The sequence below is a fragment of the Georhizobium sp. MAB10 genome (assembly GCF_045012825.1).
GTDB classification, from domain to species: domain Bacteria; phylum Pseudomonadota; class Alphaproteobacteria; order Rhizobiales; family Rhizobiaceae; genus Georhizobium; species Georhizobium profundi.
The window spans coordinates 3,537,876-3,552,005 of the sequence record NZ_CP118314.1; the positions used below are offsets into that span (position 1 = coordinate 3,537,876).

Sequence of the window (14,130 nt, forward strand, 5' to 3'; positions counted from 1 at the left end):
GAAGCGGCGGGGCAAGCCAGCTCAAAAGGTACTCCGACGGGTCAGAATGAACGCCATTCTGCCGACGGCCCTGCTTTGTCTCCTCTCGACCCGAACAACCGAAGCGCAAGCGCTCGCGAGGAGGATACGATGGTCAAGCTGGTTCAACACGATCTGGAATTCATCCTGAAGCAGATCAAGATCGCCGAAGCGCACAGTGCGGCGATCGATGGCAACGACACGCCGGCCGAAATCGCCGCGAAGCTCGCGACGCTCGTCAATGGAGCGGGCGGCACGCCCGGCGGCGTGCTCGGCCAGACCCAGGCGGGCCTGATGCCGTTCGGCCTGCGCACGGTTGACGGCAGCTTCAACAATTTCATGCCGGGGAGCGAAATGCTTGGCTCCTCCACCCAGTTGATGGACCGGCTGCTCGATCCGGTGTTCAAGCCCGCGGAAGGTTCGCCGGCTGGCCTGCATGCACCCGGCACGCCGGCAGGAGCGCCGACATCTTATGCCCAGCCGAACGGGATCGTCTACGATTCCCAGCCGCGCGTGATTTCCAACCTGGTTGCGGATCAAACGCTCAAGAACCCCGCCGCCTTGATGGCTGCTCTGGCCGTCGAGGGTGTCCCCAGTGCGCAGGCGCTGGCGATCGTGCAGCAGGTTCAAAGCCTGCTCGCTGCCGCCGAAGCCGCGCACGCGGCAGTCGATACGGCTGATACGGCGGCCGACGCTGCAGTTGCTGCGGCACAGGCGATCGTCGACGCAGCGACAGCCACCGAAGCCTCGGCGCAGTCGTCCTATGATCTTGCGCTTACCGCCAAGCAGGCCGCCGATGGTCAGGTGACATCCGCCCAGCAGGCACTCCAGAGCGCTGTCACGGCGCGCGACACCCAGGCTGCCGAAGTCACCGCGGCTGATACTGCCGCTGCAGCCGCGCTGGCCGATCGCACCATTGCCCAGGCGAACGCGACGGCGACCGAAGACGCCAAGAATATCGCTTCCGCAAATCTTGCCCTCGCGACCAATGCCGCCCAAGCCGCACTGGCCGCCTTCCAGCAGGCTCAAACTCCGGCAAATGCTGCCGCCTTTGCCGCAGCCAACGAGGCGCGGGACGATGCCGCCCTTGCCTATGAACTGGCCCTTGATGCGGATCAGGCAGCCGACGAAGCTCTCGTTGCGGCGCAGGCAACGCATGCGACGGCGCTGTCCACCCTCCAGACCGCCATCGCCACCCAGTCGACGCTTGCTGCAGCCGTGGTCATCGCGCAGGCGGCCCTCTCCGCAGCTGAAGTGGCGCTTTCCCAGGCAACAGCGACACTGACCACTGCCACGAGCGCGCTTACCGCAGCCGAAGCTGCATTGGCCGACACGCTTTCCGACCTCGCGGCCATACCGACCGGCACGGCAGCCACTGCCGCCGCCCAGGCTGCCGCGGCTGCTGCGGACCAAGCCGTCATCGATCTCGTCACGTCGCATGGCGTGCAGATGGACGGGATCAACGTGCTCATCCCGAACGTCGCGGCCGATCTCGGCGATACGGCGCCCTATAACGGCTTCTTCACGATCTTCGGCCAGTTCTTCGATCACGGGCTGGATCTCACGACCAAGGGCGGCAGCGGCCAGGTACTCATCCCGCTTCATCCGGACGACCCGCTCTACGGCAAGGGTCCGACCAACTTCATGGTGCTGACGCGGGCTACCAATCAGCCGGGCCCCGATGGCAGGCTCGGCACGGCCGACGACATCCGTGAAAACGCCAACGAAACGACGCCGTGGATCGACCTCAACCAGGTCTATACCTCCAACGCCTCGCACCAGACCTTCCTGCGCGAATATGCTTTGGTCAACGGAAGAGCCGTGGCCACCGGCGACATGCTGGAAGGCGGAGCCGGAGGCCCGCCCACCTGGGCGGACGTCAAGGCACAGGCGAAAGCGATGCTCGGCATCGAGCTCAAGGATGCCGACGTCAACAGCGTGCCGCTTCTGGCAACCGATCTCTACGGCGAGTTCATGCGCGGCCCGAACGGCTTCGCCATGGCGACGATCGGCGTGACTTTTACGGTCAACGGCGCCGTTGTCGGCCGCACGGTCTTCGTCAAGGAAGGGCATGCCGACGGGCTGCATCCATCCGAACTCACTCTTGCCGACCTGACGGCCGCCGGGATCACCGTGCCGGCTGGTGCGAGCGTCGCCTTCTCGTTTGCTTCGGCCGGCCGAGCATTCCTGAACGACATCGCGCACAATGCAGTGCCGACAACCAGCACGGGTGCAGTGCTTCCAGCCGATGCAGATACCCTGACCGGAAACAGCGTTGCCGTAGGCACGCGTGCCAATAACCTGGAATACGACAACGAACTGCTCGATCGCCACTTCATCGTCGGCGACGGTCGTGGCAACGAGAACATCGCTCTCACGTCGATCCACACCGTGTTCCATGGCGAGCACAACCGGCAGGTCAGCGAAATCAAGGCAACGGTGCTCGCTTCGAACGACCTTGCCTTCATCAACGAATGGCTGCTCGACGGCCATAAGCTGACGGCGCTGCCGGCAGCCGGCGCCAATCTCGTCTGGGATGGCGAGCGGCTGTTCCAGGCGTCACGCTTCTCGACAGAGATGGTCTACCAGCATCTGGTCTTCGAGGAGTTTGCTCGCGCCGTCGCGCCGCAGGTCGACGCTTTCCTCTTCTCGAACTCCATCGACATCGATCCCTCGATCAGCCAGGAATTCGCACAGGTCGTCTATCGCTTCGGCCACTCGATGCTCAACGAGAAGGTGGATGTGTTCGGCATCGGCGGCGATGCCGCCAACCGTGACGATCCGGGCCTCATCGAAGCATTCCTCAACCCGGTTCTGTTCGACAGCTACGGCGCCAACGCCGAGGAGGCAGCCGGCGCGATCCTGCGCGGCATGGGTCGCCAGCGCGGCAACGAAATCGACGAGTTCATGACCGATGCGTTGCGCAACAACCTTGTCGGCCTGCCGCTCGATCTTGCCGCCCTCAACATGGCGCGTGCCCGTGAAACCGGCATCCCGTCGCTGAACGAGGCACGTGCGCAATTCTACGCACAGAGCAACGACACCTATCTGAAGCCTTACGAGAGCTGGACGGATTTCGCCCAGAACATCAAGAACCCGCTCTCTGTCGTCAACTTCATCGCGGCTTACGGCACCCACAGCACCATCACCAGTGCGACCACGGCCGAGGCGAAGCGCGACGCGGCCATGAAACTGGTGCTCGGCGGAAACGGCGCACCGGCCGACCGGCTCGACTTCCTGAACGCGACCGGCGCCTATGCCGGCGGCAAGCTCGGCGGCTTGAACGATGTCGACTTCTGGATCGGCGGCCTTGCGGAAGCCAAGATGGCGTTCGGCGGCATGCTGGGCTCCACCTTCACGCTGGTCTTCGAGAACCAGATGGAGCGCCTGCAGGAAGGCGATCGCTTCTACTATCTCAGCCGCGCCCAGGGCCTGAACCTGCTCAACGAACTGGAAGCGGACTCGTTTGCTGAACTGCTTCGCCGCAACACCGATACCGAACACAGCGGTCTGCACGTCAATGGCGCAGCCTTCCAGACTGCAGATTTCATCCTGGAAATGGATCAGTCCAAGCAGTGGAACGCCGGCCTCGGCTCAGCCGATCCGACATCGGAGGATCCGATCCTCGGTGGCATGCTGAGCGGCGGAAACTCGCTCGTTCAGCGCGGGCCGGGCTCCATCAAGTTCCTCGGCGACCAGCATGTGGTCATGGGCGGCACGAACGGGAACGACAAGATCACGGGCGGCTCAGGCGACGATACGCTCTGGGGCGAAGACGGTGACGACGATCTCGAAGGCGGCTTCGGTGTCGACCATCTCTTCGGTGGCGCCGGCGACGACCTCATCACCGATCGCGGTTCCGACATCGGCGAGTTCGACGTCATCCACGGCGACGAAGGCAACGACGTCATCAATCCCGGCATGGGCATCGACCTCGTCTTCGGTGGCGAGGGCCAGGACTTCATCTTCGGGGGCACCGAGGACAAGCACATTTCCGGCGGGCTCGGCAACGACTTCATCCGCGGCGGGGAAGGATTCGGCTTCCTGCTCGGCAACGAAGGCGACGACTGGCTCGAGGGGGGCGACAGCTTCGATACGCTCGCCGGGGAAAATTCAGAACTGTTCTTCAATTCCACGATCATCGGCCACGACGTCTTGAACGGGCGCGGCAACGACAACGACTACGATGCCGAATCCGGCGACGACATCATGTTCCAGGGCCCCGGCATCCAGCGCAACAACGGCATGGCCGGCTTCGACTGGGCCATCCACAAGGGCGATGCGACTGCCGCAAACAGCGACATGAACATCTCCATCTTCACCAACCAGCAGAACAACATCCTGCGCGACCGGTTCGACCTGGTGGAAGGCCTGTCGGGCTGGAACGGCAATGATACGCTGACGGGCCGCGATGTGGTCATCGGTGCCTATGACGCCAATGGCAACGGCACGCAGATCGATCCGACAGCACCGCTCGAAAGCTATTCCAATGCGCTGCTGGCCAAGAACCTCAGCCTGATTTCGGGGCTGGATGCACTGACGTCGCACCTCGTGCGCCAAACGGTGACGGTTGCAGGCAAGACAGAAACCATCGTCATGGACACGACCGAAGCCGGTGACATCCTGCTCGGCGGCGCCGGCTCAGACGTGATCCGCGGCATGGGCGGCAACGACATCATCGATGGCGACAAGTGGCTGAACGTCCGGATCGCCTTCACGCACAATGGCACTGCCTACACGACCGACGGCCTTGGCGAGAGGGTCTATCTCGCGTCCGACTATGTCTCTGGTGCACCGCTTGCCGGAGCCGTGGCGGCTTTCGGTGGCAAGACACTCGACCAGCTGATGTTCAGCCGCACCGTCAACCCCGGCACGCTCAACATCGTCCGTGAAATCGTCGATGGCGGTAAGCCGACGGATGTCGACGTCGCGGTCTACTGGGATGTTCGCGCGAACTACACGGTCACGCGGAACACCGACGGCAGCGTGACGATCGAGCACACCACAGTCAGCGATGCCGTGGTCGATCCGACCACAGGGCGGGCGCTGGAGTCCGACGGCACCGACCGACTGTTCAATATCGAGCGGGTGCGGTTTGCCGATGGCGAAGTCGCCATGAGCGTCATCGCGCCTCCGCCGAACATTGCCGCGACCGGAGCCCCGATCATCATCGACCCCACGCCGACCAACGGATTGGTGTCGCCGACCGAAGGCGTGCAGCTGACAGTCAATACCGCCGGCATTCAAGACGGCAACGGCCTCGGCACCTTCAGCTACCAGTGGCAGCAGTCCTCGAACGGTGGGCAGACCTGGACCAATATTCCCGCTCTCCAGGGCGGCACATCCGGCAGCTTCACGCCGAGCGACGGCCTGCTCGGCCTCGGCAGCCAGGTCGGCAACGTCCTGCGCGTCGCAGTCAGCTTCACCGATGGCAATGGCTACAGCGAGACGGTCTTCTCCGGACCGACGCAGGTCGTCGGTGACAACTGGACGGGCATCCCGCTGCTCAGCACAACCTTCAACGGCACTGCTGGCGATGACATCGCAAATGGCGCCGATGCCGGATTTTTGGCCAACGACACCATCAACGGCAATGGCGGCAACGACATCCTCAACGGACGTAACGGCAACGACACGATCAATGGTGGCGCCGGCGACGATGTCATCAATGGCGGGGCCGGCACCGATCGGATCAACCAGCTGAGCACCGACGGGCGCGATCGCATCGATGGCGGCGCCGGGACCGACACCTACGCACTGACCGGTGTGGCAGGAGCGGAAACCTTCCGGATCTACGCCATGACCGGCGGCCAGAACGCTGGTCTTGCTGGTTCGCTTGGAACGAGCTTCGCAGCGACGACGGAAATCGTGATCACCCGTACCGCGAACGGCGTGACCACTGTCGTCGCCGAACTCGACAACATCGAGGAAATCATCGTCAACACGCTCAACGTGACGGCAAACAACGGCGGCGGTTTGGACACAGGGGTCAATGGCGGCGATACGATCGCAGTCTTCGGCAACTTCAACACGACGAGCCTGAATTTCTCCACCATCACCATCGATGGCGGCACCGGCAACGACACGGTGGACATTTCAGCCCTCACTTCCGCGCACCGCATCGTGTTCCGCTCCAATGGCGGCAACGACACGATTGTCGGCGCACTCCGGCCGCAGGATGTGATCGAGCTGCCCGCAGGCACCACGATCGCCGACTTCGGTGTGGAGATCGACGAGAGCGGCGTCACGACCCTGACCGGTCCCGACGGGCGCTCGATCTCCTTCTCCGCTCCGAATGGCATGCCCGGCTTCACCGCCTTGCCATCGCACGACGATGAGGACGAAGACGAGGACGATGATGATCACGGCCAGGGCAGCGGCCATGACGACGACGACGATCAGGACGATGACAACGATCACGGCCATGACGATGATGATCATGACGACGAGGATTGCGACGACGACAGCGACGATGCCGGAGCCGGAACAGGCACGGGCACGGGCACGGGGAATGGTGCGGGCTCCGGATCGGGCAACGGCACAGGCAGCGGCGTAGGAGCTGGTACGGGCAACGGATCCGGAACTGGCACGGGATCCGGAACAGGCAATGGCACCATTACGCCTCCGCCTTCTCCGACCACGCCGAGCGTGCCGCCCGTCGTTGTCATCGGCGGGACCAATCCCGGCGAGATCATCGGCACGGAAGGCGCCGATATCCTGGTGGGACGTCCGCAGGCCGATACGATCATCGCGCTCGGCGGCAACGACACCATCACGGCCGGCGACGGCGAAGACGCGATCTTCGGTGGCGATGGCGACGACATCATCCATGCCCATGGCAACCAGGACGATGTCTTCGGCGGGGCCGGAAACGACCGGATCGATGCGGGCTGGGGTCACGACACGGTCTATGGCGAGGATGGCGACGACGTTCTCATCGGTGCCGAAGGCAACGACAAACTCTTCGGCGGCGCGGGCAAGGACCTGTTCGTCGCAACCGTTGGGGATGATGCCGACATCTATTGGGGTGGCGAAGGCATCGACACGATCGACTACGCCGCACTCACCGAAGCCCTGACGATCAATCTCGGCAACGGTCTGAACGAGCGGGGCAGCGTGACGACGGCATCGGGTGTCCGCGACGTGATCTACTCGATCGAAAACGCGATCGGCGGGGGCGGCAACGACACCATCATCGCCAGCGACGCGATCAACGTGCTCGACGGTGGGGACGGAAGCGACACGTTCCGCTTCCTTTCGGCGAAAAGCGCCAATGGCGACACGATCGTCAATTTCCAGCCGGGTGATCGGATCGACATCTCGGCGATCGACGCGAATGTGATCGCCGGCGGCAAGCAGAACTTTTCGCTTACCAGCGGCACGACCTTCACCGCCGCCGGTCAGATCACCTTCGAGCACGTGACCCGCGAAGACGGTGAATTCACGATCGTGCGTGGCAACGTCGATGCTGACAACGCGGCCGAATTCGAGTTCGGCCTGAAGGGTCGGATCAACCTGACGGAGGACGACTTCATCGGGCTCAATTGAGCCCGCCGAGACTGCCTGCCGGCAAGAAGCGCCGGCAGGTCGATAGGCGGTGTCACCGGCCTTGTGCGTGTGATTGGAGGAACTAGCCCTTCAGGCTGCGGCAGCGATAGGTCGCAGCGCTCCGGTCGCCACGCTTTCCCCCTGTCCGGTGATGCCGCCGCCCCTTTTCACATCGACTTGGCCGCAAGGCCAAGTTTGTGTTTCAGGGCAGCGCAACGCCCGAAGCCTCCCCGTAGACCAGACGTCCCGGAAGCTTAGATCTTGCCCAGATCGCGATAGCTGTCGTGCAGCGCCCAATCGGCGGGGCTGAACCGGTCGGCGGCGAAATTGTGCTGGTGCCAGTAGGGATAGATGTAGGGCGGGCGGCTGACCTGGTTCAGGCGTTCCAGTTCCTCCGGTGTCAGTTCCACCGAGGCAGCGGCGATGTTTTCCTGAAACTGCTCCGGTGTCAGTCCGCCGGTGACGAGCGTTGCGATACCGGGACGCGACAGCGTCCATGCCAGCGATATCTGGGCTGCCGTCAGCGAACGCTCGGCGGCAATCTCGCGCAGAACGTCGACGATGGCCCAAAGGCGCTCCTGGTCGCGGATCGGCGGCTCGGACCAGCCTGCGGCCTGACGCGAATCCTGCGGGAACGTATCGCGGGTGAACGCGCCCGACAGGAGACCGGCCGCAAGCGGCGACCAGATCATCACGCCCACACCCTGGTCCACCGCGATCGGCAGAAGCTCGTATTCGGCCTCGCGGGCTTCCAGCGTGTAGTGGATCTGCTGGGCCGCGAAACGCGGCAGGCGGTCTCGTTCAGCAATGCCGAGGGCCTTCATCAACTGCCAGCCGGTATAGTTCGAACAGCCAGCGTAACGGATCTTGCCCTGCGCCTGCAGAGTTTCGAACGCTGAAAGTGTCTCTTCGAGTGGCGTGAGACCATCCCATTCATGCATCAGATAAAGATCGATGCGATCGGTGCGCAGGCGCTTCAGGCTGCGTTCGCACTCGCGGATGATGTGATAGCGCGACGCACCCTCGTCATTCACGCCGTCACCGATCTTCATGCGCGCCTTGGAGCAGATCAGCACCTCGTCGCGCTTGCCTTCCAGCACCTCGCCCAGAATTTCCTCGGAGCGGCCGAGCGAATACATGTTGGCCGTATCGAAGAGGTTGATGCCACCGTCGATGCAGGTATCGACGAGACGACGCGCCTCGGTGACCCCCTGATTGGCCACCATCGCGAAGTCGCCCTTGCCGCCGAAGGAGAACGTTCCCATCGCGATAGCGGAAACCTTGAGGCCCGAGCGGCCGAGCGTGCGATACTGCATGTTCTCTTGTCCTATTCGGCCGTTGGAACGGCTGCCTCGACGATGCGCAGAAAGGCGAGTTGGCCGGGGTCGTCGAGTTCGGCGCTCTTTTCGGTGAACATGCGGGCGCGGCCGAGCTTGCATGGCCTGCCTTTAAAGTCTTGCAGCGTCTGGCGTGCGGCAGCGACTGCCTTGTCGCCCATCTCGGCGGCGTCGGCGCCTTCGATCGCCTTGGCACAGGCATCGAGGCTGTCGAGCACCGACTTGGCGCCGAGCTCGCCCTTGCCGCGCGCCATCATCGCGTCCCGCGCCGCGGCGACCAGCGCCGGGATCGCGGAGGCATCGAGTGTCTCGGAGCCCTTTGCGCTTTTCGCAGCCGCCATGAAGCCGGTCGCGACCAGCGTGCCGTAGGAGGAGGACGACACGCGCTGGAAGGCTTTCGAGCATTCCAGGAAGGCCATGCCGAGATCGTCGGGAAGGTCGGCTTCCGCGGCCGCGGCAAAGCCCTTGGAGACCGTGATGCCGAGATCGCCGTCGCCGAGCTGGCCGTCGGCTGCATTGAGTTCGGCCGCAGCGGCTGCCGCGCCTTCCGCCACCCGCTGCAGGGCAGCCTTGAGACGTGCGCTATCAAGTGTCGCCATGCTCTTCGCCCTCACCCGACGCGCCAATAGGCACAGGCAGCCGGCGCCTTCAGGTAGCGTTCGAGCTCTTCATCCAGAGCGATGGTGGTGATCGTAGCGCCGGTCATCTCCATGGACGTCGCGTAGCGCCCGACGAGCGGCATGACGATCTCGGCACCGATGTCGTCGAAGCGCTGCTTGACCTTGCGGTACATGATGTAGAGCTCTTCGAGCGGCGTGGCGCCGAGCGAATTGACGAGGACGGAGAGCCGGTCGCCCTTCGAGAAGGGATGATCGGCAAGGATCCGGTCGATCATCTCGTCGACGATCTGGTCGGCCGGGCGCAGCGCATCGCGCCAAATGCCCGGTTCGCCATGGATGCCCATGCCCATTTCCATCTCGTTCTCGCCGAGCTCGAAATTGGCCTTGCCGGCCTGCGGCACGATGCAAGGCGTCAGCGCCATGCCGATCGAGCGGCACGCATCGGCGGCCTTCTGCGCCACGCGCGTGACCTCGTCGAGATCGGCTTTCGTGTCGGCACAGGCGCCGGCGATCTTGAACGCGTAGATCATGCCGGCGACGCCGCGGCGCTTTTCGGCCTCGTCCTTGCCGGCCGAGACAATGTCGTCGGCCAGAAGCACGGTCGTGGTGCGAATGTCGTTTTCCATGTCGACCATTTCGCCGGCCATGTCGAAATTCATGACGTCGCCGCCATAGTTTCCGTAAAGCCGCAGCACGCCAGCCCCGCCATCGGCGTGGCGGATGGCGCTCGCCATCTGCTCGGCCGACGGGCTGGCGAACACGTCGCCGACGGCGCAGGCATCGAGGAAGCCCGGACCGACATAACCAGTGAAGACCGGCAAATGGCCCGATCCGCCGCCGCTCACGATGCCAACCTTGCCGCTCGTCGCGCCCTCCGGCCGGGCGATCACCCGCCGCTCGGGCTGGGCGTAGAACTCCGGATGCGCGGCAACGAAGCCCTCCAGCATCTCGTCCACGTAATCAGCCGGGTTGTTCAGAATCTTCTTCATGAGTGGGGCTCCTTCCCGAAATTCAAACCGCAGCCTGGGCCAGGCGCTCGCGGCGCTTGGCCAGCCGATCGATGACGATCGGCAAGCCGGTGCCGATGATGATGAGCGCGCCGACGACGACGCGCTGCCAATAGGACGGCACGCCCGCGCTGAGCAGCGACGTGTTGATCATGGTGATCAGAAGCGCGCCGAGCAGCGTGCCGGTGACCGTGCCATGACCGCCGGTGATGCGCGCGCCGCCGAGCACGACAGCGGCGATGACGTTCAGTTCCATGCCGACGAGATCGAAGGGGTTGGCCATGCGCGACAGCGTCATGTGGGTCATGCCGGCGAGGCCGGCGATGGCACCGACGATCACGTAGATGAGCACCTTGGTGCGGCCGACCTTGATGCCGATCCGTCGTGCGCCCTCCTCCGAGCCGCCGATCGCGTAGATCGCGCGGCCGAACTTCGTGAGGTTCATGATGATAGCGACGAAGGCGGTGACGCCGACCAGCACGACGAAGGACAGCGGCAGCGAAGCGAGCTGGCCGACCGCGTTCTCCATGCGCACGATCATCGTGCGAGCGAACGAGATGACGTTGCGCGGCACGTTGGTGATGTAGGTCGTGCCGACGAAAGTCAAAAGCGCGCCGCGAAACAGGCTGAGCGTGCCAAGCGTGACGATCAGCGTCGGCAGCCCGAGCCCGCCGATGAGGATGCCGTTGACCAAGCCCAGCGATGCGCCAATAGCGGCACTGACGACGAACAGCGCAATGATCGGCACGTCGAAATCGACTCCGAGCACCAGCGACATCGTCGTGTACATGGCAAAGGCGGCGATCGCCGGAAACGAGACGTCGATGCCGCCCGAAGCCAGCACCATCATGACGCCTAGCGCGAAGATCGCCGTCACCAGCGAATTGCGCAGCAGATCGATAACGGTCGCCAGGGACAGGAAATTGGGATTGATGAAACCGACGACGAGCGCGAACAGCAAGGCTGCGATCAGCACCACGCTTTGCGGCGACATGAACATGCGTGTAGCGGCATTCATCGTGCCGGTGCCTCCTCGGTCACGGCAAGCGACAGCCGTTCCTCGTCAATCTTGTCGGCCGTGAACTCACCCGTGATCCGTCCGCGTACCATGACCAGGATGCGGTCGGAAAGCGCGAGCGCTTCGCCGAGATCGTCGGTAACGACGAGCACCGCGGTGCCGCTCTTGCGCAGATCCAGCAGAATTTCGTGGATCTCGCGCTTTGAGCCAATGTCGACGCCGACCGTGGGGCCGTTGAGGATCATCAATTCGGGGTTGCGTTCCATCCAGCGTGCGAGAACGACGCGCTGCTGGTTGCCGCCGGACAGGGTCGCGACCGAAGGTTCGATGCCGGGCGTCTTGATACGCAAGCGCTTGACGGCTTCGCGCGCACGCTCGCGCAGCCCTGAGCGATCCACAATTCCCGACGGCTTCAGGGACGCAACGGAGATGTTGTCGCCGATCGGCTGATCGAGGAACAATCCCTCCGTCAGGCGATCTTCAGGCACATAGGCGATACCGGCGTCCATCGCTTCCAGCGGTTCGCGAAAGCGCCGAATAGTGCCTTTGAACTCGATCACGCCTTCGTCCGGCTCGATCTGGCCAAAGAGCGACAGAGCCAGTTCCGTTCGCCCGGACCCGAGCAGGCCGACAAGAGCCACGATCTCGCCCGGCGCGATCGAAAGATCGACATCGGAGTAGACGCCGTGCCGTGTCAGGCCGCGCGTCGCCATGATCGGCGCTGCGGTGGGCGCGAGTTCGCGCGGCAGGCGATGGGTCTCGATATCACGGCCGGTCATGTCGCGGCCGAGGCGATCGGCGTCGAATTCGTCCGCTCCCCCCTGCGAGACGACGCGGCCATCGCGCAGCACGGTTATGGTGTCGCAGAAGGCGAATATCTCTTCGGTCTTGTGGCTGACGAACAGGAACGCGACGCCGTCCTTCTTCAGCGCCTCGATGATGCCCTGCAGGCGCTTCACTTCGCTGCGCGTCAGAGCGGTCGTCGGCTCGTCCATGACGATGATGCGTGCGTCATTGGCAAGCGCACGCGCGATGGCGATCAGTTGTTTGGAGGCGACCGGCAGAAACTCGACCGGCTGCGACGGATCGATGTCGACACCCATGCGCCTCAGCGTGTTGAGAGCAAGCTGCCGATCGCTGCCACGTTTATGCCAGCGCTCCCCATGGGCGACATTGCGCAGGAACGCGATGTTCTCGGCAACGGTGAGATTGGGGAAAAGCGAGAAGTCCTGATAGATCACCGAAAGTCCGGCATTGATAGCCGCCGCCGGATCATTGGAAAGCTCCTGGCCGGCGATGCGGACCGTCCCCGCATCTTTCGGCACCACACCCGACATGATCTTGATCAGCGTGGACTTGCCGGATCCGTTTTCGCCCGCAAGGCAGCGCACTTCCCCCGCCTGCAAGGTCAGCGCCACATCGGCGAGCACGCGAACGGGACCATAGGCCTTGTGAATGCCGTCGATCTGCAGAACGGGGTCGGACATCGGGGCTCCGAGTCAGATTGGTGGTACGGGGCCGCCGCGGATGCGGCAGCCCCTTGTTGTCCGCTTAGAAGTCGTATTCGTCGAGATTGTCGGCGTTCACGTCGACCCATGCCTGGCCGTAGATGACCTTACCGTCGACGCGGACTTCGTTGTAGCCTTCCACGCCGAGATCAGCCCCGGTCTCGATCGTTTCGCCGTTCAGCGCCTTTTCGGCCAGCACGTTCATCGCGTAGCCGGCAAGAGCCGGATCCCAGAACGAGATGAGATCGATTTCGCCAGTTTCGACATACGGTCCCGCAACCGACGGCAAGCTGGTGCCGACGATCGAAACCTGGTCGGAGAGACCTGCTTCCTCGACTGCGAGTGCTGCGCCAACCACGTCTTCACCGGCCGAGCCCTGCATGCCCTTGAGGTTGGGGTAAGTGCGCAGCAGTTCGCGCATCTTCTGGTAGGCCGTCTGCTGCTGCTCGGCAGATTCCTGCTTGCCGCCGACGAGCGTCATGTTCGGGTAGTTTGCTTCCTGGTAGGTGATCGCGGCGTCGACCCACTCATTGTGCGTCACCGATGTCAGATAACCGACGAACACCGCATACTCGCCCTCGCCGCCCATCTTCTGCGCCAGCGCTTCCATCAGGTGCTCACCATAGGCGGCATTGTCGAAGGCTTCGAGATCGTAGGTCACGTTCTGAAGCGTCGCGCCTTCATGGCCGATGACGACGATGTCGTTTTCAAGCGCACGCGCCAGAACCGGCTCGAGCGCCTGGGGCGAGTTCGGCACCACGGTGATCGCGTCGACGCCGCGTGCGATCAGATCCTCGATGAGCTGGACCTGAAGAGCGGCGTCAGCCGTTGCCGCACCGACCTGGGTGGCGTTGTTGCCGGTCGCCTCGGCATATTGCTGCACACCCTCTTCCATACGATTGAACCATGCGATGCCCGACAGCTTCACGACGGTGACGATTTCGCGGGTGTCCTGCGCATTGGCAGTGATCGCAACGCCACCTGCCAGGACGGAAACGGCTGCCGCTCCCATCAGCAACTTCTTCAAACCAAACGCCATGTTCACTCTCCCTGTTGTGGCCTTTCGGGAAGGCC

General features: G+C 63.6%; 7 protein-coding genes. 1 reads left to right on the forward strand and 6 read right to left on the reverse strand.

The features are described 5' to 3' along the window. Positions 1 to 129 precede the first annotated feature (129 nt). Entirely contained in the window at positions 130 to 7,566 is a 7,437-nt protein-coding gene (locus tag PU133_RS16935; RefSeq protein WP_404862633.1) for a peroxidase family protein, read from the forward strand. A 254-nt stretch (positions 7,567 to 7,820) separates the two neighbouring features. Here PU133_RS16935 and PU133_RS16940 read toward each other — a convergent pair whose 3' ends face one another. From PU133_RS16940 to PU133_RS16965, 6 genes are all read right to left on the reverse strand, one after another. After that, positions 7,821 to 8,882, reverse strand: coding sequence for an aldo/keto reductase (locus PU133_RS16940; protein WP_404862634.1), 1,062 nt, complete (start codon positions 8,880 to 8,882; stop codon positions 7,821 to 7,823). 11 nt (positions 8,883 to 8,893) lie between these two features. Next, complete coding sequence (locus tag PU133_RS16945) at positions 8,894 to 9,502, reverse strand: DAK2 domain-containing protein (RefSeq protein WP_404862635.1); 609 nt, start codon at positions 9,500 to 9,502, stop codon at positions 8,894 to 8,896. A gap of 11 nt (positions 9,503 to 9,513) precedes the next feature. After that, positions 9,514 to 10,512 (reverse strand): dihydroxyacetone kinase subunit DhaK, encoded by a 999-nt coding sequence (locus tag PU133_RS16950; protein ID WP_404862636.1) that lies wholly within the window; start codon positions 10,510 to 10,512, stop codon positions 9,514 to 9,516. Between the two features lie 22 nt (positions 10,513 to 10,534). Next, the gene (locus PU133_RS16955; protein ID WP_404862637.1) at positions 10,535 to 11,548 is read right to left on the reverse strand and encodes an ABC transporter permease; all 1,014 of its coding nucleotides are present in this window, start codon (positions 11,546 to 11,548) and stop codon (positions 10,535 to 10,537) included. Continuing rightward, positions 11,545 to 13,035, reverse strand: a complete 1,491-nt coding sequence (locus PU133_RS16960; protein WP_404862638.1) for a sugar ABC transporter ATP-binding protein — start codon at positions 13,033 to 13,035, stop codon at positions 11,545 to 11,547. The genes PU133_RS16955 and PU133_RS16960 overlap by 4 nt, the downstream gene beginning before the upstream one ends. Positions 13,036 to 13,099: 64 nt before the next feature. Continuing rightward, positions 13,100 to 14,095 carry an autoinducer 2 ABC transporter substrate-binding protein gene (locus tag PU133_RS16965; RefSeq protein ID WP_404862639.1) on the reverse strand — a complete coding sequence of 332 codons (996 nt, stop codon included), beginning with the start codon at positions 14,093 to 14,095 and terminating at the stop codon, positions 13,100 to 13,102. Positions 14,096 to 14,130 lie beyond the last annotated feature (35 nt).

Coding starts and splice junctions, on each gene's coding strand:
- PU133_RS16935 (WP_404862633.1), top strand. CDS start 130: ATGGTCAAGCTGGTTCAACACGATCTGGAATTCATCCTGAAGCAGATC.
- PU133_RS16940 (WP_404862634.1), bottom strand. CDS start 8,882: ATGCAGTATCGCACGCTCGGCCGCTCGGGCCTCAAGGTTTCCGCTATC.
- PU133_RS16945 (WP_404862635.1), bottom strand. CDS start 9,502: ATGGCGACACTTGATAGCGCACGTCTCAAGGCTGCCCTGCAGCGGGTG.
- PU133_RS16950 (WP_404862636.1), bottom strand. CDS start 10,512: ATGAAGAAGATTCTGAACAACCCGGCTGATTACGTGGACGAGATGCTG.
- PU133_RS16955 (WP_404862637.1), bottom strand. CDS start 11,548: ATGAATGCCGCTACACGCATGTTCATGTCGCCGCAAAGCGTGGTGCTG.
- PU133_RS16960 (WP_404862638.1), bottom strand. CDS start 13,035: ATGTCCGACCCCGTTCTGCAGATCGACGGCATTCACAAGGCCTATGGT.
- PU133_RS16965 (WP_404862639.1), bottom strand. CDS start 14,095: ATGGCGTTTGGTTTGAAGAAGTTGCTGATGGGAGCGGCAGCCGTTTCC.